The 25234-nt window shown below is 31.9% G+C and carries 12 protein-coding genes; all 12 read left to right on the top strand.

Going from position 1 to position 25234, the window contains the following annotated elements; all coding sequences use genetic code 11:
* Entirely contained in the window at positions 1-1134 is a 1134-nt protein-coding gene (locus ACTG3V_RS06350) for a cysteine desulfurase family protein (RefSeq protein WP_439131302.1), read from the top strand.
* A 498-nt stretch (positions 1135-1632) separates the two neighbouring features.
* Positions 1633-4428, top strand: a complete 2796-nt coding sequence (locus tag ACTG3V_RS06355) for a triple tyrosine motif-containing protein (protein ID WP_439131303.1) — start codon at positions 1633-1635, stop codon at positions 4426-4428.
* Between the two features lie 210 nt (positions 4429-4638).
* Positions 4639-7638: a SusC/RagA family TonB-linked outer membrane protein gene (locus ACTG3V_RS06360; protein WP_439131304.1), complete on the top strand. Its 3000-nt coding sequence runs from the start codon at positions 4639-4641 to the stop codon at positions 7636-7638.
* Positions 7639-7647: 9 nt separating this feature from the next.
* Entirely contained in the window at positions 7648-9132 is a 1485-nt protein-coding gene (locus ACTG3V_RS06365) for a RagB/SusD family nutrient uptake outer membrane protein (RefSeq protein WP_439131305.1), read from the top strand.
* A gap of 12 nt (positions 9133-9144) precedes the next feature.
* Entirely contained in the window at positions 9145-11298 is a 2154-nt protein-coding gene (locus ACTG3V_RS06370; RefSeq protein ID WP_439131306.1) for a hypothetical protein, read from the top strand.
* Positions 11299-11309: 11 nt separating this feature from the next.
* Positions 11310-12971 carry a glycoside hydrolase family 16 protein gene (locus tag ACTG3V_RS06375; protein ID WP_439131307.1) on the top strand — a complete coding sequence of 554 codons (1662 nt, stop codon included), beginning with the start codon at positions 11310-11312 and terminating at the stop codon, positions 12969-12971.
* A 451-nt stretch (positions 12972-13422) separates the two neighbouring features.
* On the top strand, positions 13423-16590 hold the full coding sequence (locus ACTG3V_RS06380; RefSeq protein WP_439131309.1) for a glycosidase: 3168 nt from the start codon (positions 13423-13425) through the stop codon (positions 16588-16590).
* Between the two features lie 11 nt (positions 16591-16601).
* Positions 16602-18086 carry a glycosyl hydrolase family 16 gene (locus tag ACTG3V_RS06385; RefSeq protein WP_439131310.1) on the top strand — a complete coding sequence of 495 codons (1485 nt, stop codon included), beginning with the start codon at positions 16602-16604 and terminating at the stop codon, positions 18084-18086.
* A 23-nt stretch (positions 18087-18109) separates the two neighbouring features.
* Positions 18110-18952, top strand: coding sequence for a glycoside hydrolase family 16 protein (locus ACTG3V_RS06390; RefSeq protein WP_439131311.1), 843 nt, complete (start codon positions 18110-18112; stop codon positions 18950-18952).
* 11 nt (positions 18953-18963) lie between these two features.
* The gene (locus tag ACTG3V_RS06395) at positions 18964-19818 is read left to right on the top strand and encodes a PKD domain-containing protein (RefSeq protein ID WP_439131312.1); all 855 of its coding nucleotides are present in this window, start codon (positions 18964-18966) and stop codon (positions 19816-19818) included.
* A gap of 143 nt (positions 19819-19961) precedes the next feature.
* A complete protein-coding gene (locus tag ACTG3V_RS06400) occupies positions 19962-23417 on the top strand; it encodes a hypothetical protein (RefSeq protein ID WP_439131313.1) in 3456 nt (1151 codons plus the stop codon).
* Positions 23418-23491: 74 nt separating this feature from the next.
* Positions 23492-25225 (top strand): glycoside hydrolase family 3 protein, encoded by a 1734-nt coding sequence (locus ACTG3V_RS06405; protein WP_439131314.1) that lies wholly within the window; start codon positions 23492-23494, stop codon positions 25223-25225.
* Positions 25226-25234 lie beyond the last annotated feature (9 nt).

The raw sequence follows: 25234 nt of genomic DNA on the forward strand, positions 1-25234 counted from the left end.
ATGGAGCCAATTTATTTAGACAACGCAGCAACCACCAAAATTGATGATGAAGTTTTATCATTGATGCATAAAAGTATGCAAGAAAATTTTGGAAATCCGTCTTCTACGCATCAATTTGGTAGAAAAGCAAAATCTGCAGTAGAAACTGCAAGAAAACAAATTGCTCAACATTTTAAGGTTTCAGCAAGCGAAATTGTATTTACAGCTGGTGGTACAGAAGCAGATAATTTAATTTTAAATAACGCTGTTTTAAATTTAGGAGTAAAAAGAATAATTACCTCAAGAATAGAACATCATGCAGTGTTGCATGTTTGTGAACATCTTAAAAAAACGCATAACATTCTATTAGATTTTGTAAACTTAAATGAATTTGGTGGCATTGAATTACAACATTTAGAAGAATTATTATCAACTTCAAACCATAAAACCTTAGTAAGTTTAATGTATATTAATAATGAAATAGGTAACATTTTACCTGTAGATGACGTTTGTAAACTATGTGAAAAACATGAAGCTTTGTTTCATTCAGATACGGTTCAGGCAGTTGGGCATTATCAATTAAATTTACAAAAAACACCTATAGATTTTATAGTGGCAAGCGCTCATAAATTTCATGGACCAAAAGGAGTTGGTTTCGCATATTTTAAAAAAGGTTTTGGAATTTTACCCATGTTTTTTGGAGGTGATCAAGAAAGAGGTGCAAGATCTAGCACAGAAAATGTACATAGTATTCTGGGTATGGAAAAGGCCCTAACTATTGCTAACACTAATTTAGAAAGAGATAAAAAATATATAAAAAGCCTAAAATTATATTTTATTGAAAAACTAAAAGACATCTCCGAAAAAATTTATTTTAACGGACTTTCATCTGATGCTGAGAGCAGCACCTACACTATTTTAAGCGTTCGTTTTCCTGTAAAGAATGATATGCTTTTATTTAGTTTAGATATGGCAGGTATAGCTGTTTCTGGTGGCTCTGCTTGCCAAAGTGGTAGTAACAAAGGTTCTCATGTATTAGCTGAAATTTTAAATGATGATGAATCTGAGAACACTTCAGTACGGTTTTCGTTTTCAAAGTTTACAACAAAACAAGAAATTGATAGCACTTTACTAAAAATAAAAGAATTGATTTAAAGAATTATCGTTTGCTAACTTTATTAAATTCTTTAATCATTAAATAAGCCCAAATAATTACACAGAAACCTACAAAAATAGAAAAGTAGAAAATTATATCATCTGCGCTCATTCATAATTATTTTTAAGAAAATCATTACACCTAACAATGTGGGCGCCCAGAGTCCCAAAAATATACCATGCAATTTATCACCAGTTAAAAAAAGATATTCTGCTATTACTATAATAAGTACACATAATAACAACATTAGTGTGTTAACTTTACCCAACTTCTTCATCAAGTTCATTAAATCAAAACTATTTTAAATCTATTTTTGTAAAGTTAACAAATAATATTAAAGTCATAAAGTTTTGTTAAGGATATTTAAATAAACCCCCAAAACTTATAGTTAACACTCTTTTTTATTAATTAATAGACTTTAAAAAATAATTAATCTTAAAAAGTTGTGTTATATTTTGTTAAATTCGTAACTTAAAAATTCAACTCTAACATTCTATATGAGAGTACTTTTATTTTCTATTCTTTGTTTTTTCATAATACCTATTGGTTTCGGACAAGAAATACCTCCAATAAATATCTTTTCTACTGAAGACTATGGTGCAGAAAATCAAAACTGGGGTATTTCTCAAGCTTCAAATAAATTTATCTATATAGCGAATAATAATGGTTTACTAGAGTTTAATGGTTCAGATTGGCAATTATATCCTACCCCAAATGAAACCATTATGCGTTCTGTAAAATGTTTTGGCAACAAAATATATACAGGTTGTTATATGGATTTTGGATTCTGGCAAAAGAATGAATTTGGTTCTCTAGAATTTACCTCAATGGTTCAAGATAGTAAAATACAAATGCTAGAAGATGAGCAAATATGGGAAATAGCAGAATTAGATGGTTGGATGATTTTTAAATCTCTTAAAAGAATTTACTTATACAATTTAGATACAAAATCATACAAAATCATAGAAGCATCAAAATACCTATCAAAACTATCTAAAGTAGATAATATTATATATTATCAAGATTTAGAACATGGCGTTTTTAGGATTGAAAATGGTGGACCAAAATTGGTGTCTGATGAAAAATCGTTAACAGAGAATTTAATTGTTGATATTTTTTATATGAACAATAAACTGTTTTTTATTACACAAAAAGATGGCTTTTATTATTTAGATGATAATATCTTAAAAAAGTGGGATGTATCTGCAAACAGCTTTTTATCAAACAAAACCATTTACAGTGCTCAATTACTTAAAAGTGGTGATATTATTTTGGGTACAATCTCTAACGGAATTATAAAACTTGATAAAAATGGAGATGTATTTTATGAAATTACTCAAGGCTTAGGGCTAAGTAACAATACAGTCTTATCAATTTTTGAAGATATAGACGAAAACGTATGGTTAGGCTTAGATAATGGTATCAATACAATAAATCTTAAATCGCCATTTAAGTTATTTGTAAAAAAAGAAAACTTTTGGGGTACTATTTATGCATCAATTGTTTACAATGACTATTTATATTTAGGTACAAATCAGGGTTTATATTACAGAAGAAAAAACTCTAATGAACGCTTTAAGTTTGTTAAAAATACCCAAGGACAAGTTTGGGATTTACAAGAGATAGATAATACACTATTTTGTAGTCATAATTCAGGAACCTTTGTTGTTAAAAATAATAATGCCACATTAATAAAAGGAGGAGAAGGAACTTGGGGAGTAAAAAAAATAGATGCTAATACTTTAATTATGGGAGCCTATGATGGCTTGTATATTTTAACTAAGAAAGGAAACTCATGGAGTATAAGGAACAAAATAAAAGGTTTTTCTAATTCTAGCAGATATTTTATTTTAAAAGATGATAATAAAATATTTGTAAATCACGAATACAAAGGGGTGTTTAAATTAGAAGTAGACAAAGACTTTAGAAATATTACCAAAGTAGTTAAAGATGAGTCTGTAGAAAAAGGAATTCACTCTAGTTTAATACAATACCAAAATCAAATCTTTTATTCATGTAAAAAAGGAGTTTATAAATATATAGCAGCAAAAGATAGCTTTAAATTAGATACTACTTACAGTAAATTAATGCCCAAAAATAAGTTTTTATCAGCCAAATTAATATACCATAAAACCAATAGTAAATTATGGTCTTTTACTAAAGATGATATCCGTTTTTTTGCACCAGGTAAATTAAGTGATAAACCCGATTTAGAAATAATTCCTATTAGAGGAGGTTTACATTTAGGAGCTTCTGGTTACGAAAATATAATTCACCTGCAAGAAGAAGAATATTTAATAGGTACCTCTGAAGGTTATTTAGTAGTAGATTTAAATAAAATAAAACCACCTAAAGATTTTACGATAAAATTAAATAGAGTTTTAAATAATAAGACAGATGGTGCACAGAGAAAAGTAAGCTTGTTTAAAGAACCAGAATTTAAGGTAAATCAAAATAATATAGAATTCTACTATAGTGTATCTAACTTTAACAAAACATCATCTACCAAATTTCAATATAAATTAGAAGGACTGAATGAAAAGTGGAGTAAACTGTCTAAAAACAATTCTGTACTTTTCGAAAACTTACCTAGTGGAGAATATGTGTTTAAGGTACGAGCATCTTTAGACAATAAATTAAGTAAAAATGTTGCAGAATATGCATTTAAAATTTCCAAAGCATGGTATTTATCTAATGTTTTTATTTTTATTTACATTGTAGTTATCATCACTATTTTTTACTTATTGCATATTGCTTCTAAAAAATATTACAAAAAACAAAGAGAAGATCTTCTAGAAAAAGCACAAAGAGAAATTGAACTCAAAGAACTAGAGAACTCTCAAAAAATCATTAAATTAAATAATGATAAACTTAGAAACGATATTGAAAGTAAAAACAGAGAATTAGCAACCTCTACAATGAGTATCATTAAAAAGAATGAATTTTTAAATACTATCAAATCGGAATTAGTAGAAAATGGTAAAAGTAGTGTCAATAAAGTGATTAAAATTATTGATAAAAACCTAAATAATACTGATGATTGGAAATTGTTTCAAGAAGCATTTAATAATGCCGATAAAAACTTTCTAAAAAAGATTAAAACCAAACACCCTGAATTAACTCCCAATGATTTAAGGTTATGTGCTTATTTAAGATTAAACCTATCCTCTAAAGAAATTGCACCGCTTTTAAATATATCTCCTAGAAGTGTAGAGGTAAAACGCTATAGGTTAAGAAAAAAGATGAGCCTGCCTCACGATGCTAACCTAACCAACTACATAATTGAAATTTAATACTATACAACTAATTAAAATCACCTATACATTCACACAACATTAGGGTATTTTCTTGTTTTTAGCTTCACCAAACACAAATAAATTTATATTGATTTTATTGGCTTTCAAGGTCTTTTTTGTTATGTATGTTTTTTGTTGAGGTGTTTTTTACGGTTTTCATTATTTTTTCACGTTATTTTTGTGTTAAACATAATTAAAACTTTATTAATGAGAAAAATTATCATAGTATTACTCTTTTCATTCAGCTCTGTTTTGGCTTTTGCTCAAACTATGAATGTTAAGGGTGTTGTTAAAGATGCAACCTCTGGAGAACTTTTACCAGGCGTTAGTATTATTATTAAAGGAACTACTGTAGGTACTGATACCGATTTTGATGGGTTATACAGTTTAAAGGTTCAAAAAGGTGAAACTATAGTATTTAATTACCTAGGTTACAAACAAAAAGAAGTAATTGTAGATAAAGAAACCATTAATGTTGGTCTTGAACAAGCTACAGAAGCTTTAGATGAAATCGTTGTTGTTGGTTATGGTAAACAGAAAAGAAAGGATGTAACAGGAGCTGTATCTTTAGTTGGTGAAGAAACATTGGAGTCTCTAAAGCCAACTGATGCTTCAACAGCATTACAAGGTACTACATCTGGGGTTACAGTTAATTTATCTTCTGGTGCACCTGGTGCAGCAGCTAACATTTTAATTAGAGGGGTTAGTTCAAATACCAATAACCAACCTTTAGTAATTGTAGATGGATATCAAGGTGATTTAAATAGTATTAACCCAAGTGATATCGAATCTATTACCGTTCTTAAAGATGCTCAAGCTGCTATTTACGGAATACGTGGTGCAAATGGGGTTGTTTTGGTAACTACAAAAGCGGGTAAGAAAAATAAAGCGCCATCTGTAAAGTATGATGTGCAAACAGGTTTACAAAACACTACAAGAAGGTTAGATTATTTAAACGCTACAGAATATGCTTTGGTTTTAAACGAGGCTTATGCTGCTAGTGGGCAAACGATACCTTTTACCAATGTTGGCGGCCTTGGTAAAGGTACAGACTGGCAAGATCAATTATTCAATCAAGCTTTTATGCAAAACCACAACATTAGTGTTTCTGGTGGTGGTGAAAATGTAAGTTATTTTGTAAGTGCAAATAGAATAGAGCAAGAGGGTATTATTGCCAAAGAAAAATCGAACTTTATTAGAAATAACATAAAAGTAAATTTAGGGATTGATATTTCAGAAAAACTAAAGTTTTCTTTAATTTCAAACTTTTTTACGGCTTATTCAGAAAGTATTCCAGGTTCTCTTTTATTTAATGGATTAAATTATGCACCTACGTTTGGTGTTAATGAAGATGATACCAATAACTTTTTAGGGATAGAATTGATAAATCCCGTAAATCAATTGTCAAATGTTTTTAATGAAACTTATGGAAGTGGTTTAGAAGGGAATTTTAATTTAGAATATCAACCTATTGAAGGTTTAAATGTAACTGCAAGATTGGGATACAAAATTTTCAATCAAAAAGGAAAAACGTTTACACCTATACAAGATTATGGTTTGGGTAAAGTATTTAATACACCTCAAAGTTCAGTATATCAATTTAAGACTACATCAACAAGAATTAATGGAGAAGTTTTTGCTTCTTATAATAAATTAATTCAAGAAGATCACAACTTTACATTTACCCTAGGTACAAGTATGCAAAACGATTATTTTGATGGTCTTTATGCAACAGGTATCGATGTTCCAAGTAATTCAATTGATTTTGCAGAATTGTATTTAACAGATCCTCAAAATATTCAAAGAAGTTTAAATAGTGGTTTTGATGATTTTAGATTAGTGTCTTATTTTACAAGATTACAATACGATTTTCAAGGTAAATATTTATTTTCTGCATTGTTAAGAAGAGATGCTGCTTCGCCTTTTGCAGAAGATTTACGAGTAGATCATTTTTGGTCAGTTACTTCTGGATGGAAAATTTCTGATGAAAAATTCATGGAAGATAATGAAACTATCAGTTTCATGAAATTAAGAGCAAGTTATGGTACATTAGGAAACTATGTAGGGAACAACTTATACCGTTCTTTATTAAATGGTGAAGCTACCTATGTTTTTGATGGTGCTTTGGTTAATGGTAGAGCTCAAGGAGGATTAGCTAATCCATTAGCACAATGGGAAACTGCGGAAAAATTAGATATTGGTTTAGATATTAATTTCTTTAATGATAGGTTAGCAGTTGTAGCAGATTATTTTGAAGAAAGTAGAGATAATTTATTAATACAAGGCTTTCCAGTTTCAGGTATTTTAGGTACTGGTGCTCCAGGTGGTGGAAACCCAACCGTAAATGCGGGTACTTCTAAAAATACTGGTGGTGAATTAGCCATAACTTACAAAGCTTTACAAACAGAGAATGCAAATTTAAACATCAATTATAATGTTACTTATGTAACTAATAATGTAACCGATGTTCAAGGTGGGGCATTTTTAGAAGGTGGTGAATTTGCAATTGGTAATCCTGCTATTTCTAGAATGGAAGTTGGGCAACCAATTGGCTATTTTTACGGTTTGGTTACTGATGGAATTTTTCAAAACCAAGCAGAGGTAGATGCACACCCATCACAATCTGATTTAGGAGCTACTACTACTTCTCCTGGAGATATTCGTTATAAAGATATGAATGGTGATGGAGTAATAGATCTAGATGATAGAGTAAACATTGGTAATCCACAAGCAGAGTTTTTAATGGGGTTAAATTTATCTGCTAATTACAAAAATTGGGACTTTTCAACGTATTTATATGCTGAAATAGGAAAAGATATGGTAAGAAACTTTGAGCGTTTTCTACCTAATGTAAACAGACCAACTTATTATTTAGATAGATGGACAGGAGCAGGAACAAGCAATTCTGTACCAAGATTAACTAATGATGCAACCAATAACAGATTGTTCTCTGATTTTTACGTAGAAGATGCTTCGTTCTTAAGAATGAATAACATTCAAATTGGTTACAGTTTATCATCAGAAGTTTTAGAAAAAATAGGTCTATCTAAATTTAGAATTTACACTACTGTAAACAACCTATTTACATTAACGAAATATACAGGTTTTGACCCTTCCATTAATGGTGGTGCAATAGGGGCAGGTATTGATTATGGTAATTATCCATCTGCTCAGCAGTTTTTATTAGGTTTAAATGTTACATTTTAATATATAGATATGAAAAAAATAAATAAATATTTACAAAGAGCTATCTATCTATGTATAGCTTTAGTCACAATTTCATCGTGTTCAGATGAATACATAGACAATGCAAAAGTAATCGCAATTGATTCTGAATCGTTTTTTAATTCAGAAGCAGAGTATTATCAAGCTTTAGTTGCAGCTTATGATCCATTACAGTCTACATTTATCAATGTTTTAATGGGAGAAATTGCATCTAACAATACATTATGTGGTGGTGAAAGTGCTACAGATGTTCCAGGCTATCAGCAAATAGATGATATGATTCATACCCCAGTTAATGCACAACTTCAAAATTTATGGAGTTGGATGTTTGGTGGTGTAAATAGAGCAGCTTATATAATTGAGTTTAAGGATGAAATAGATTTTGCAGGAAAAGATGCTTTAGTTGCTGAGGCTTATTTTTTAAGAGCATATTACAATTTTGAATTGGTAAAATGGTTTGGAGACATTCCAATCAAACCAGAAGGCCGTTTCTTTTTGGGTGATGAAAAATCAATTCCAAGATCACCAAAAGCAGATGTTTATGCTTTAATAGAGCAAGATTTAGAGTGGGCTGTAGATAATTTAACATATACTGCACCTCAAGTAGGCAGAGCAACAAAAGGATCTGCTCAAGCATTACTAGGAAAAGTATACCTATACCAAGATAAGTTTGATAAGGCTGCAACTGTCTTAGAAAACTTGATTCAAAATGGACCTTATATGCTAGAGTCTGACTACAGCAAAATTTTCGAATTTGCAGGAGAAAATGGACCAGGTTCTGTTTTTGAAATTCAATATACAGATGTTGAAGGTGCTGGTTTTGGTTGTTTACAGTGTAGTGAAGGTAATGTAGCTGTTGGTTTTCAGGGAGTAAGAGGGTATAGTGGTCCAGATTTTACCCCAGGTTTTAGTTTTAACGTACCAACACAAGATGTTGTTGACGAATTTGAAGCTGGAGATTTAAGAAAAGACGTTGCCATTTTAGACATTGAAGCTTGGGCTGCTACAACTGGCGCAGAATTTACAACGGGTTATGAACACACTGGGTATTTTAATAGAAAATATATACCAAGAACTAGAAGTGCAAATGCAGCAGGAGATCAAAACTTAACGAATCCTAATAATTACAGAGCTATTCGTTATGCAGATGTGTTATTAATGGCTGCTGAAGCAAATAATCGTAAGTCTAGTCCAAACGATGCTTTAGCAAGAACCTATTTAAATATGGTAAGAGAAAGAGCTTTTGGTAATGCTGATAATAATGTTACTACAAGCGGAACTAATTTAACTGCGGCTATTTACAAAGAACGTAGGGTAGAATTAGTCGGCGAAGGTCATCACTTTTTTGACTTGGTAAGAACAGGAAGAGGAGACCAAATTCCTGGATTTACATCAAATAAAAACGAGGTATTTCCTATTCCGTTTGAAGAAATTCAATTTTCTCAAGGTAATTGGTCACAAAACCAAAACTATTAATTTTATAGAAATATGAAAAAATTTAAAACAATATACAGAGCATTAGTTGTACTTCTACTAGTTAATGCCTGTACAGAAGAAAGGTCTTTAGACTTTTTAGATAATATAGCTCCACCATCAAATGTTGCAGCTGCTTATACTATAACCCAAGATAACTCAGGTTTGGTAACAATCACTCCAACAGCAGAAGGAGCAGTTGCTTTTGATGTGGATTTGGGAGATTCCTCACCAGTTGTTGAAGGTTTAGAAATGGGTAAAAACATTCAGCATACCTATGCAGAAGGAACGTATAATATTAAAGTTTCTGCATACAATTCTAAAGGAGATGTAACAGAGTTAACACAAGAATTAGTGGTTTCATTCAGAGCACCAGAAAATTTAGTGGTAACCATAGAAAATGATGCAGCAATTACAAAACAAATCAATATTTCTGCCATTGCAGATTTTGCAGCAACCTACGAGTTTTATTCAGGTGAAAGCGGGGTTGATCAACCAGTTGCTACTGCTAATATTGGTGATGCTATCAATTATCAATATGCAGAAGCAGGTATGTATAGTGTAAAAGTTGTTGCTAAAGGTGGTGCTGTACAAACTACAGAATATACAGCAGACATTGAGGTAACTGAAATTTTAGCACCAATTGCTTCTGCTGCAATTCCACCATCTAGAAATCCAGAAGATGTAATTTCAATATTTTCAAGTGTTTATACCGATATCAATGCAACACTTTTACCAGATTGGGGTCAAAGTCAGTTTGGAAGTAGTTTTGGTGAATATGATTTAAATGGTGATAAAATGTTACAATACACCAACCTTTCATATCAAGGTATTGCTTTTGATGATAATAAACAAGATGTTTCTAACATGGAGTTTCTTCATATAGATGTTTGGACACCAGATGTAACTAAATTAAAAACGTTTATTATCAATGAAACAGATGAAGTTCAAGTTACTTCAGATTTAAGAATTAATCAATGGACTACACTTAATATTCCGCTTTCTGAGTATACAGACCAAGGTTTAACATTAGATTTAATTCGTCAGTTTAAATTCGAATCAGAAGGGCCTTGGCCAAGAGAAGGTACAGTATTTGTAGATAATATTTATTTCTGGAAATCTCCAACTCCTGCTGGTACTGCAATTTTATCCGACGATTTTGAGGGTAATGGTAATATTACTTCTTGGGCAGGTGATGATTGTGGAATGGATAATAATTTTGCAAATCCTTTTAAAGACGCATTAAATGATTCTGATACTGTATTAGAATATAATGATACTGGTGGTCAATATGCAAATATTAGATTTGACAAAGATTCTAATTTCGATTTAACTGGTGGTAATAGTATTTTCTCATTAAAAATATACGTACCTTCTTCTAGCGTTAGTGGTAGCCAACCAAATCAAATATCTTTAAAATTACAAGATGGTACAGCTGCAGAACCTTGGGCGCAACAAACAGAAATTATAAAATCTATTGCCTTAGATACTTGGCAAACGGTTTCTTTTGATTTTGCTACTGATGTAACTGCAGGTGCTGCAGATCCATTAAGTAGAACAGACTTTAATAGAGTAGTTTTACAGGTAAATTCAGAAAATAATAATGATACTGTAATTGCTTATTTAGATGATTTTACATACGGTACTGAAGTTGCAGACACCGAACCTTTTGTAAACGATGATTTTGAAGGAAATGGAACAATTACAACTTGGGCTGGTGACGATTGTGGAATGGATAACAATTTTGCAAACCCGTTTAAAGATGCTTTAAACAGCTCTGATACAGTTTTAGAATATAATGATACAGGTGGTCAATATGCAAATGTTCGTTTTGATATTACACCAAATTATGATTTGAATGCAAAATCTAAATTTTCATTAAAAATTTATGTGCCTTCATCTAGTATTTCTGGCAGTCAGCCAAATCAAATTTCGTTAAAACTACAAGATGCTGATCCTAATCCTTGGGAAAGACAATCAGAAATTATCAAAACGATTGCTTTAGATACTTGGCAAGAGGTTACTTTCGATTTTGCAACGGATACAGTTTTAGGAGTTACAGATGCATTAAGTATAACGAATTTTAGTAGAGTTGTTCTTCAAGTAAATTCAGAGAACAATAACGATACTGTTATCGCTTATATAGATGATATTAAACACTTCAAATAAAAAATATAAAAATGAAAAAAATAAAAAATAGTTATATCGTATTATTTTCTGTGATTCTAGCCCTTGTTGGGTGTCAAGAAAATGATTATCAATTTGGAGAAATTGTTACTCCATCAAATATTACCATAACTGCAGACATTGTTGGTGCAGATGCCAACAATCCTTATGGAGATGGTAGTGGTACTGTAAACTTTACGGTTAATGCAAGTAATGCTTCGTCTTATGTATTTTATTTTGATGGTGTTGCTGAGAAATCACCATCAGGAGAATTAACAAAAAGATTTTCAAAAGTTGGTGTAAATACCTATTCAGTAGTTGTAAAAGCTAATGGAACAGGTGGTGTATCTTCAACAGCATTAACAGAAGTAGAAGTGTTTAGTTCTTTTTCTGATGTGGATGCCGAAAACTTTTTAAGTGGTGCAAATGTAGGTGATTCTAAAAAATGGTATTGGCAAGCAAATGTAGATGTACATGTTGGTTTAGGACCAGTTTCAGATGATTATGGAAATGGTGAGTTTGCTTACGAGGCTTGGTGGAATGGAATTAAAGCTTGGGATGCTGAGAAATCTTGTATGTATGATAACGAATTTGTTTTTACAAGAACGGCAAACGGACTTACTTTTGAACAAACAGTTGGGCCTGCTTTTGTACCAGGCACTTATGCTGGTTATTTAGGTGTTGGTGGAGATCAATGTCATGATGAATCAGTAGCAACAAATATGTTTGGTGTTAAAAATGTTTCTCTTTCACCATCAGTATCAAAGGCAGCTACAGAAGGTTCTTACAATAATGAACCATACAGAGGTACTTCTTTTACCATTTCTGAAGGTGGTTTTATGGGCTGGTTTGTAGGTGCTAGTACTTATGACATTATCTCAATTTCAAATACTGAATTAATTGTTAGAATTATAGAAGATACTGCATCTGGAAGTGGAGCAGCTTGGTATCATAAATTTACTTCTACAAAACCAACACAAACTGCTGGTTATACCTATACTGATTTAGTTTGGGAAGATGATTTTAATACAAATGGTGCTCCTGATGCTACAAAATGGACTTACGACCTTGGTGCTGGAGGTTGGGGTAATGGAGAAGAACAAACCTATACCAATAGTGCAGATAATGTAATTGTAGAAGACGGTTCTTTAAAAATTATGGCAATAGCAGATGGTGCAAGCTATACTTCTGCAAGATTAAAATCGCAAGGTTTGTATGAATTTACCTATGGTAGAGTAGAAGTAAGAGCAAAATTACCAGCAAGTCAAGGTACTTGGCCTGCAATTTGGATGTTAGGTGCTAATTTTTCTACAGTTGGTTGGCCAGAAGCAGGTGAAATTGACATTATGGAGCAAAAAGGGCAAGACAAAAATACAGTGTTAAGTACGTTGCATTACCCAGGTAATTCTGCAGGTAATGGTCCTTCTCAATCTACATCTGTTCCAACATCTACTACAGAGTTTCATAACTATACAGTAGAGTGGACAGCTTCAAAAATTGAATTTTATGTAGATGATGTACCATATCATTCTTTTACTAATGATGCAACCTTACCTTTTAATGCAGATTTCTTTTTAATCTTAAATGTTGCTATGGGAGGTTCTTTAGGTGGAGATATCGATCCAACTTTTACAGAAGATTCTATGGAAATAGATTATGTTAAAGTATATCAATAGTTAATAGTAAGAGCCTATTTACTTAAACTTAGTATAAAAGGTCAGAATTTTTTTCTGACCTTTTTTAATGATATTTAACAAGACCTATTTCATTTTTTAAAAGTTCTAATTTAGTAAGGTAACTACAACATTTAATTTAACATCTTCAATTTCAACCTTTACAAGATTATTAACCTTAAATTTTTACCACATCATTTTACAAAATACCTATACAAAGCTACAACACAACTTAAAAAAAACACAATAAAATATGTTTCTAATGCCAATATACATAGGCAATTCGTAAAGAATTAATTCTTTTTTTACAATGTATGTTTTTTGTTGAGGTGTTTTTTAGCAATATCATATAATAAATGCATTAAATTTATAATTCGTTAATAATTCAAATAACCTAACCGACTTTGTTTAGATAATTTATCATAAAACAAACTCTCAACTTAAAAAGAAAATTATGAAGAACGCTTATTTCAGATTACTATTTTTCTTATTTACATTTAGTCTTTGTGCTCAAGGGCCTAAAGTGTCAGTAATGAAAGATGCTAATGGTATGAAATTAATGATTGATGGTAAGCCAACAATGGTTAATGGTATCAATTGGGATTATGTACCAATTGGTTATAATGTATTAGATGCCAAATTTTGGGAAAAATCAGATGAAATTATAAAAGCTGGTTTGGATGGAGAAATGCCTTTATGGCAAAATATGGGCGTAAATGCAATAAGAACATATATAGGTATGCCTCCAAAGTGGATCACCTATATTTATGAAAACTTTGGTATTTATACAATGATAAACCATCAGTTTGGTGCTTATGGTTTAACTATAGATGGAGTTTGGTATCCAAAAACAGATTATGCAGACCCAAAGGTACGTAAGCATTTAATTAATGCTACAGTTCAAATGGCTAAAACCTATGAAAATACACCTGGTCTTTTACTTTTTATGTTGGGTAATGAAAATAACTACCATTTAACTTGGGAAGGGGCAGAAACAGATGAAGGAGTGATTATTAATGATGATGATCCTGCAAAAAGAGCTCAAGCTAGAGCAATGTATAAATTGTTTAACGATGCAACTGTAGCCATGAAAGCTGTAGTTAAAAACCATCCAATAGGTATTTGTAATGGAGATTTATTGTATTTAGATATTGTTGCTGAAGAGTGTAAAGACATAGATATTTACGGAACAAATATGTATCGTGGAGATTCTTTTTATGATGCTTTTGATAGGGTAAGTAGTGAGTTTAACAAGCCAATACTTTTTACAGAGTTTGGTTCTGATGCTTTTAACGCAAGAGATAATAAAGAAGACCAGTTAATGCAAGCGTATTACATGGTAAATAACTGGAAAGAAATTTATGCAAATGCTTATGGTTTAGGTAAAGCTCAAAACTCAATTGGTGGTTTTACTTTTCAATCAAGTGATGGTTGGTTTAAGGCAGGTTTTAATGATAGAAAAAATGCAGATGTTCATGATACTAAAGCTTCTTGGGCAAGTAATGGGTATAGTAGAGACCAAGCTAAAGAAAATGATAAAAACATGAATGAAGAGTGGTTTGGTATCGCAGCAAAAGGACCAACAGATGTTAGAGGCTTGTATACCTTATATCCTAGAGCTTCTTATTATGCTTTAAAAGAAGCGCACGCTGTAAACCCATTTGGTAGTACTTTAGAATCTGTAAAAAATCATTTTAAAAACATTAATTTGATGGATGCTGTACTTAAGGCAAGAGGTGATAAGGCTGCAATGGGAAGTGGAAAAAAATTAGAAATAAGTAATTTAAGAGCACAATTTACAACATTTAATACTGGAGGTTCTTTAACAACTACTCCACAATTTGCAGATGGTACAGGAGATGCTTATCCTGATAGATTAGGTTTCGATCACATGCAATCTTATTTCGTTGGTGTAAAAGGGCAACCTGCTGCGAATATTAAAGCAGAAGTGAATTTTAATATTTTAGGAAATGTTGCTGGTAATCCTATTGATGATATTTTCTATGAAAATGTAGGAAGACCTATTCAAGTAGATTCTCCAGATGGCGTGTTAACTTTAGCTGATAACAACAGGTTAAGAGTTTATAATGCAGAATTTGAATGGAGTGCAGAAGATTTTGATATGAGAGGTTTCTATAGAACAGGCCACTATCATTGGGGCTATGAAGGAGATTTTTTCGGTATTTATCCAGAAGCATATTATGGTCCTAATTTAGATATTTACAATGGAGAAATTTTAGGAGTTGAAGTTGATGGTAAAGGTGCATTTTCAGGTTTAAAAGCAGCTTTTGGTCCTCAACTTTGGTGGGGAGCTAACCCAGCTGTATTATTAAAGTATCAAAAAAGCCATAAAGGCTATGATTTTTCAGCAATTTATCATAAAGATATTGTCTCTGGTTCTGGTGTAGATGAAAATGGGAATCGTGTTTTAGATCCAGTACAATTAAGAACAGGGGTTATACCTGCTTTACCAACAGAAAGAGCTACAATAGCTGTTGAAAGAAAAGGAAATCATTTTGGAATGCAGCTTGGAGCAATTTGGGCTGGTAGACCTTTAAATGGCAGAGGTTATCAAGATATAGATGCTAATGGAAATGTTGTTGTAGATAAAATTCAATCAAAAGACAATTGGGGTGGTAAAGCAAAAATCACCTATTCAAATGGTGGTTTTAATTGGTATGCACAAGGTTCTGTAATGGGCTTAGTGGCTAATGGTGGTGCAGACCCAACATTAACATTTACTGGATGGAAACTAAAAGATTCTGGAAGTGGTAATATGAGTAATTTTTTATCAGGTATTGCTTATAATTTTGGTGGTAAATTTCAAATTGCCCCTAACTTTATGTATCAAAGACCTTTAGTTGAAGCGATGCCAAATGGTGGTGCAGCTCCAGGAAGGTTAAGAAATTTTGTAGATGATCCGTTTGTAGTTAGAGGAGGAAATAGAGAAATGACAGCTGGTGAAATCTTATTTACCTTTGATCCAACACCTGCTACATATATGTATGAGTTTGATAATGACAGAGCCGAAGATGCAAAATTTGCTTTTAATTTAGGGTTTGTATATCGCAGTTTGCCAACTACGCAAGATGCAGCTATTGGTTTCTTAGCAGATCGTTCTTCATTTGCTTTTGCTCAATCAGCGCCTGCAGCAGATCTATGGGAAGTTAATTCTAGAATCGTTTCTAAAATGAATCCTGATTTTGGTTTTATTACGAATTTGTACTATGGTACAGGGCAAGCTAATGGAGATAGTGAAAGACTAATTTATAGAGGTGGTGCAGATTTAAGAATGATTTATAATAAATTAAAAGTTACAGGTATGGTTAAGGTAAATGACTGGGGACCTTTTGATTACCATAGAGATTTTAACTTAACGTTTCCAATGCAATTAATGTTAGATATTTCAACATCTGTAGGTAAGCCAGATTGGTTGATTTTACCAGATACCAAAGTAGGTATTAGAGGTACATGGAGATCTTTAGACCAGTATTCGCCAAGATACGCTCCAAACCAAACTGCATCTGCATTTGCAACCGAAACTAGACTAAGTCCAGTAGGTTTTCCAAATGGTTCAGAATGGGAAATTAGAACTTATATTCACATCAACATAGGTAAATAAAATAAAAAGACATGAAAACAAAAAAATATATACATACAAAATTCACATTCTTTTTAGGCTTAATTTTACTGACGGCCATAAGTTGTGAAAGAGAAGTATCAGACCAAGCAGTTCTTGCAACTTTTAATTCTTCAGGAGAAATTTTTGGTGATGCTCCTTCTGGTTTAACAGATGAATTCTTTATCTCTTTTGATCCAGCTGGTGGTGCAAATACCGAAGGTTTTGGTACAGATGAAACTATCTTTTATGAAGGCAGTAGCTCTATAAAAATAGCTGTTCCAGCTCCTAATGATCCTAATGGAGGTTTCATTGGTGGTATTTTTAGAGATAGAGGAGAGGGTAGAGATTTGTCTGGTTATGATGCACTAACTTTTTGGGCTAAAGGATCAACAACAGGTACTATTGGTCAAATTGGTTTTGGTACTGATTTTTTAGATGGTCAATTCCCAGTTTCTCGTCCTAACATTCAATTAACAACAGACTGGAAACAATATGTTGTTCCAATTCCAGATGCAAGTAAATTAATGCAAGAAAAAGGTATGTTCCTTTTTGCTGCAGGTGGTTTAGATATTATTGACAATATTCCAAATGGAAATGAAATAGGGTGGACCTTTTGGTTAGATGAAGTAAGGTTCGAAAAATTAGGAAACATAGGGCAAGCAAGACCAATGATTTATAATGGTCAAAATGTTTCAGAAGATGTTTTTACAGGTTCTCAAATATTTTTAAATGATTTAAAACAATCATTCCAATTGGGCACAGGCGAAGTGGTTACTGTTAATCCTTCTCACAACTATTATTCATTTAGTTCTTCTGATTCAAATGTAATAAATACAGATAATATGCTATTCGATCAATCAGGCAATCCTTATTTTGAAGTTCTAGGGTCAGGTACAGCTACTATTTCAGCTACATTAAATGGAGTTGCTGCTGAAGGTTCGTTTACAGCAAATTCTTTAGGTGAATTTACTACAGCACCAGAACCAACAAAGCCACAAGCAGATGTAATTTCTATTTTTAGTGATTCTTATACAAGTGTATCAGGTTTAAATTTTGCTGCATTTAATGATGATAATGTAGTAATATCGGCTCCTATTGCTAACGGAAATCAATATATAAGTTACGAAACGCTAAACTTTGTAGGTTTAGGATGGAATGGAACTGTTAATGCTTCAGGAATGACGCATCTTCATGTAGATGTTCAATTAAATAGCGATGGCGCAAAAAACTTTATCGTAGAACTCATAGATTTTGGAGCTAATGATTCCGATGATGGTCTTGGTGGAACTGATGACACAGCTGGTGGATATTTAGTGCCAAGTAATAATCTTGTAAAAGGTACTTGGGTTGGTGTAGACATACCATTAAATGCATTTACAAGAAGCACAGGTGGTGGTGGAGCTGGTAGACCAAACTTAAGTAATATAGGTCTAGTTGGTTTTGTTTCAACTAGTTTAGATTCTTATTTAATTGATAATGTTTATTTCTACAAATAATAAATTGCTTCTAAAACTTATAAATGATGAAAATAAAAAATATAATACTTAAAGTTTCAGTAACCCTATCAATAGCAATATTGATGAGTTGTGAAACGAGTGAAACTCAAACCGTGGCAACACTTACAAATTTAGTTTGGGCAGATGAGTTTGATACTAATGGTGCACCAGATTCAGCAAATTGGAACCTTTTAACTGGTGATGGTTCTGCACAAGGAATTCCGGGTTGGGGTAACAATGAATTACAGACGTACACAGACAGACCTGAAAATGTAACAGTTCAAGATGGGGTTTTAATTATTACAGCTAAAGAAGAAAGTTTTGATGGTAAATCTTATACATCTGCTAGAATTACCACAAAAGGTAAATTAGATCAACAATATGGAAGGTTTGAAGCTAGAATTAAATTACCAGCAGGTAAAGGAGTTTTTCCTGCATTTTGGCTCTTAGGTGATGATGCTAACGGAAGCTTGGTTTGGCCTGAAATAGGCGAAATCGACATTATGGAGTATTTAGGAGATGAACCAACAACTGTTTTTGGTACTATTCATGGTCCTGGATATTCAGGAGCAAATTCTATTACCAAAGAATATCAAATATTACAAGATAGATTCGATAGTGGTTTTCACGTTTTTGGTGTGGAGTGGACACCAAATCGTATTAATTGGTATGTTGATGGAGATTTATACAACTCTATAACTCCAGAAGATGTAAACGAAGAAACTGGTGGTGCAGAATGGGTGTTTAACAGGCCATTTCATATCATTTTAAATGTGGCCATAGGTGGTAATTTACCTGGTGCTCCTGATAGTACAACTGTTCTTCCGCAAAGAATGTTAGTAGATTATGTAAGAGTTTATAATTAATAAAAAAAATCATGAAAGATATCCTAAAAAAAATAAGTATTTATTCGCTTTCAATTTTATCACTTTTTGTGATGATATCCTGTGAAGACAATGAAGGTGGCGTAACCAATCCTGGTGAAATAGGGTCAGAAGTAATGGCTAGATTTACCAGAACTCAAGAAGGTAAAACCATTTCGTTCATCAACATTTCAGAAAATGCTACGAGTTACATGTGGGATCTTGGAGATGGTACTACATCTACGCTTATAAATCCTGAAAAAAGGTATACAAACGGAACCTATAAAGTTACTTTAACAGCTTCAAATGAAAAAGGTGAGTCGAATACTTCTAGTACTACTTTTTTAATTGATGGTTGTGAAGATGAAATTTCAGAAAATATAGATCCAGCTAATGGAGATTTAAATTGGACTTTTTTAAATGAAAACGGAAAATCAAATTTTGATGCCTTTGGTAACATTGGTGGAGGAATCGTTAATAATCCTGTTTTAGATGCTGTAAACACAAGTTGTAACGTTTTTATATACAATAAAATAGGTGGCTGTGAAACATGGTCTGGAGCTGGTTATGTATTAAATACACCTTTAGATTTTTCTAAAATGACCAATAAGATGTTTAAAATTAAGGTTTTAGCTCAAACACAGGTTTCAGATGTAACACTTCTTTTAGAAGAAAATCCTTTTCCTAATAATAATCCATTTATTCAAAGAGTAGCAAGTATTACAGAGGTTGGTCAATGGCAAGAATTAACATTCGATTTTTCTGATGTAAACTCAGGTACATTTAAAAATATGGTCATCTATTTTGAACGAAATGCAGCTTGTGATGGTGATGTTTATTATTTTGATGATATTACACAAGCACCATAACAAACATTAGTTGGAAATCAAAAGTCGATTGCCAACTCATTTTTAGTAAAATTACATTCAAGTTTTAAGAAATAGCTATAAAATTTAAAAATAAAAACATTGTTTTTCATGTCTCTTTAAGATATGTTTTAGTTTAATTTATAATGACGAAAACAACTTTATCAAACAAAAAAGCGGTAAATAATTCAACTCCTAAAATCAAAGGAGAAATGGTGCAATTAAATAATGAAACTTTTTACAAAATTTCTAACAGTCATTTAATGCGTCCATTTTTTATGACGATTGTTTCAGATTCTAATCACTGGATGTTTATTTCAAGTAATGGAGGATTAACTGCTGGGAGAAAAAATGCTGAATATTCATTATTTCCATATTACACAGACGATAAAATAACGGAATTAGCAGAAACTACAGGCTGTAAATCAATTTTTAGAATCCATAAAAATGACAGTATCCATTTATGGGAGCCATTTTCAGAAAGACAAGCAGGAATCTATAACATCAAAAGAAACATCTATAAAAACATTTATGGAAACAAGATTGTTTTTGAAGAAATTAATGAAGATTTAGAAACTTCTTTTCAGTACGAGTGGAATTCAAGTGATGAATATGGCTTTGTTAGAAAAGCAACTTTAACAAATGCTTCTAAAGATGATTTACAAATTTCTTTATTAGATGGTTTTCAAGATCTTTTGCCTTATGGTGTAGGTTCAGATATTCAAGGTATTCGCAGTAACTTGGTAGACGCTTATAAAAAATGCGAATTAGAAGCTGATTCTGGTTTAGGTATTTATGCTTTAAGTGCTATAATTGTTGATAAAGCTGAACCAAGTGAGGCCCTAAAAGCAAACTTAGTTTGGTCTTTAGGTATAGAAAAACCAACATATCTTTTATCTTCATTACAACTTAATAATTTTAGAAGGGGAATTGCAGTTGAGCAAGAAGTTGATATGAAAGCCGAAAAAGGGGCTTATTTAGTAAAAGCTGAAATTTCTTTAGCTGCAAATAGCCATAAAAATTGGTTGCAAGTGGCGAATGTAAATCAAACTGTTTCTGATGTAACTCGAATTTCAGAATTGATTAAGAGTAATGCCAATATTGAATCGCTTTTAGAAAAAAGCATCAATCAAGGTACCAAAAACTTAATCAATTTAGTAGCTGCTTCAGATGGTTTACAACTATCAAACGATCCGCTAATCAATACAAGACATTTCTCAAACACTCTTTTTAATATTATGAGAGGTGGTATTTTTGATAACAATTATACCATTGAAAGAGATGATTTTAGCACCTATTTATCCAAAGCAAATAAACCATTATTTGAAGCTAAAAAAGCAGCTTTAAAAACATTGCCAGAAAATTTTACGTTACAATTTATTAAAGATTTAGCAGAAAATGATGCCGATAAAGATTTTAAAAGATTGTGTTTAGAGTATTTGCCATTAAAATTTAGTAGAAGGCATGGAGATCCAAGCAGACCTTGGAATAAATTTTCCATCAATACAAAAAGTGAAATTGATGGCTCTAAAATATTAGATTACGAAGGCAATTGGAGAGATATTTTTCAAAACTGGGAAGTACTAGCACATTCATATCCTCAGTTTATAGAAAGTATGATTCATAAGTTCTTAAACGCAACTACTTTTGAAGGGTATAATCCATACAGAGTTACCAAAGATGGTTTTGATTGGGAAGTTATCGAAGAAAACGATCCATGGTCTTATATTGGTTATTGGGGAGATCATCAAATTATTTATTTGTTAAAGTTTTTAGAATTTATAGAAAAACACTATCCATCTAAATTAGCGGCATTATTTAACGATGATATTTTTGTGTATGCAAATGTGCCTTATGTTATAAAATCGTATGAGGATATTTTAAAAAACTCTAAAGATACCATTGATTTCAATCACCGTTTGCAAGAAGAAATTGAAAAAAGAAGAGAGGAAGTTGGTGCAGATGGCGCTTTGTTAAGAGACAAAAATAACAATCCGTATAAAGTAAATTTAATAGAAAAGTTATTAGTAACAGTCTTGGCAAAAGTATCCAATTTTATTCCAGAAGGTGGTATTTGGTTAAATACACAAAGACCAGAGTGGAATGATGCCAACAATGCCTTAGTAGGTAATGGTGTTTCTATGGTTACTTTATATTATCTAAGAAGGTTTATCAATTTCTTTGAAAACGTAGTGCAAAATACAAACGTTAACAACATTCATATTTCAGATGAAGTAGCTACATTATTTAATGATATTTTAAAAACATTAGATGAAAACGCAACAATTTTATCAAGAAATGTAACCAACAACGAACGAAAGAGAGTTTTAGATGGTTTAGGAAAACCAGCAAGTACCTATAGAGAATTGGTGTATGAAAATGGTTTTTCAACTCAAAAAGCAGAAATTACAAAAGCATCATTATTACACTTTTTTGCAATCACTAAAAATTATTTAGAGCATAGTATTCGTGCAAATAAACGTACAGATAATATGTATCATGCTTATAATTTAATGACGATAGAAAATGATGAAGAGGTTTCTATTTCTTACCTGTCCGAAATGTTAGAAGGCCAAGTAGCTGCATTAAGTTCTGGATATTTAACACCACAACAAGCATTAGATTTGTTAGATGGTTTAAAAGCTTCTGCTTTATTTAGGCCAGATCAATACAGTTATATCTTATATCCAAACAAAAATTTACCAAGATTTACAGATAAAAACAATATTGCATCAGAAAAGGTAGAGAACTCTAAATTATTACAACAATTAGTTCTTGACGGAAATAATACGCTTATAGAAAAAGATGTTTTAGGCAATTATCATTTTAATGGAAATTTCAATAATGCCAATAGTGTAAAGGAAAGTTTAGGAAAGCTGTCTGAAGAATATGGAGATTTAGTTACGCAAGAAACCGACTATGTTTTAGCAGTTTTCGAAGAAACTTTTGATCATAAATCTTTCACAGGTCGTTCAGGAACATTTTTCGGATACGAAGGCTTAGGATCTATTTATTGGCATATGGTATCTAAATTATTGGTAGCTGTTCAAGAAAATTGTTTGTTAGCCATTAATACTATTGATGATGAAGCAGTAATTGGTAAATTGCTAGATCATTATTACGAAATTAATGCAGGTATTGGTGTACATAAATCACCAGAGTTATATGGTGCTTTTCCAACAGATGCTTATTCACACACCCCAGCAACAAAAGGCGCACAACAACCAGGTATGACAGGTCAAGTAAAAGAAGATTTGTTAAGTAGATTTGGAGAATTGGGTGTTTTCGTAAAAGAAGGTACTGTTATTTTTAAACCAAGATTATTAAAGGATGTCGAGTTTTTAAACATGTCTCAAATTTTTAATTATGTTGATGTTAAAGGCGATAGAAAAGCATTAAATATTGGTGTAAATGAATTGTGTTTTACGTATTGTCAAGTACCAATTGTCTATGTAAAATCAGATACTGAATCTGTTGAAGTGTTATTTAATAATGATACTACAGAAGTATTTAACAACCTTTCTTTAAATAAAGAAATTAGCACTAAATTATTTGATAGAACCAACGAAATCAGTCATATAAAAGTTTCGATTATAAAATAAGATGAATGAAAAGTAACAAGCTAAAATACGGTCTGTACTGTTTTTTATGCTTATATATTTCCTGTAAAAAAGAAATGAATTTAAGTAAAGAAATGCAAATAGAACAAAAAGTAGAAGCACTTTTAGAGCAAATGACTTTAGAAGAAAAAATCGGACAAATGTCTCAAATTAGGCATTTTGAAGATGATGCAGATGCACATGTTACTGAAAAATTTATAGGATCTATCATTCACACACAAGGACCAACTCCTGGTGAAACCGCTTTAGATTGGCAAAAACGTTTTATAGCGCTTCAAAAAAAGGCACTTTCAACAAGATTAGGTATTCCGCTACTTTTTGCAGTAGATGCTGTTCATGGACAAAATACGTATGAAGGTGCAACTATTTTTCCACATAATATTGGTTTAGGAGCAACAGGAAATGAAAAACTGGTTGAAGAAATTGCCAGAATTACAGCTTTAGAGAGTCAAGCAACTGGTTTTAATTGGGTGTTTTCTCCTTGTATTGCCATTCCGTTTAATGAAAAATGGGGTAGAGTTTACGAAGCATTTTCAGAATCTACAGCTCTTACAGAAAAATTAACAAAAGCTTCTGTGAGAGGTCATCAAGGTAATTTATCTGACCCCACTACAGTTTTGGCAACTGCCAAGCATTTTGTGGGCGATGGCGCAACCGATTTTGGTGTAGAAGGTGGTAATACTTCATTAACGGTTAATGAAATTAAAGATTTATTGTTACCTCCATACAAAACTGCGGTTCAGGAAAAAGTGGGTGCTGTAATGGCATCATTTAATTCCATTACAGAAACTTCAATGCACAATCACAAAGCATTGTTAACGGATACTTTAAAAGTGGGAATGCAATTCGACGGAATCTTAGTTTCAGATTGGAAAGCCTATTCTCGTTTTAATGGAATTGCTGTTGTAAATGCTGGAGTAGATGTTATTATGGCTGTTGATGGAGATTTAAATGATTTTCAAGAAGGAATAAAAAAAGCAGTACAAGATAGCGCTGTTTCTATTTTTAGGATTGATGATGCTGTTCGAAGAATTCTTAGACAAAAATTTAGATTGGGCTTATTCGAAAACCCTTTTCCAGATACAACTTTAGTTAATAAAATTGGTATTAAATCACATCGTAAAGTGGCGAAGCAAGCGGTTAGAGAATCCTTAGTTTTATTAAAAAACAAGCAAAAAACTTTACCAATATCTACAGAAACCAAAAAAATAGTAGTTGTTGGTGAGCATGCTAATTCATCAGGATTACAATCAGGAGGTTGGACAGTAGATTGGCAAGGAAAAAAAGAAAATTATAAAGGAGCTACCAATATTTTACAGGGCATTAAAAAACATGCAAAAGGTAAAGTTTTTTTCGATAAAGATGCTACAGGTAAGCATTTTGATGCAGATGTTGCCATTATTGTGGTTGGTGAAATGCCTTACGCAGAATTTTTTGGAGACATTGGTCATGAATCCAATCAGCTGGAATTAACCTTAACAGAAGAACATCAAAAATACATAAAAACCTATCAAGAAAAAGGTGTTAAAACAGTGGTGGTTTTAGTTTCTGGCAGACCTTTAGTGGTAACTGAACAAATAAAACAATCAGATGCTTTTGTAGCTGCTTGGTTAATGGGTTCTGAAGGAGATGGTTTAGCAGACGTTTTGTTTGGAGATTATAATTTTTCAGGGAAACTTCCACATTCTTGGCCAAAATCAGTAACAGATTATAAAGGTAAATATGGTCCTAATTTTTGGGATGATACTATAGAGCCTTTATTTAAAATAGGGTATGGATTACAATATTAACCATAGAAT

This window comes from Polaribacter sp. (genome assembly GCF_965660385.1).
Taxonomy (GTDB): Bacteria; Bacteroidota; Bacteroidia; order Flavobacteriales; family Flavobacteriaceae; genus Polaribacter.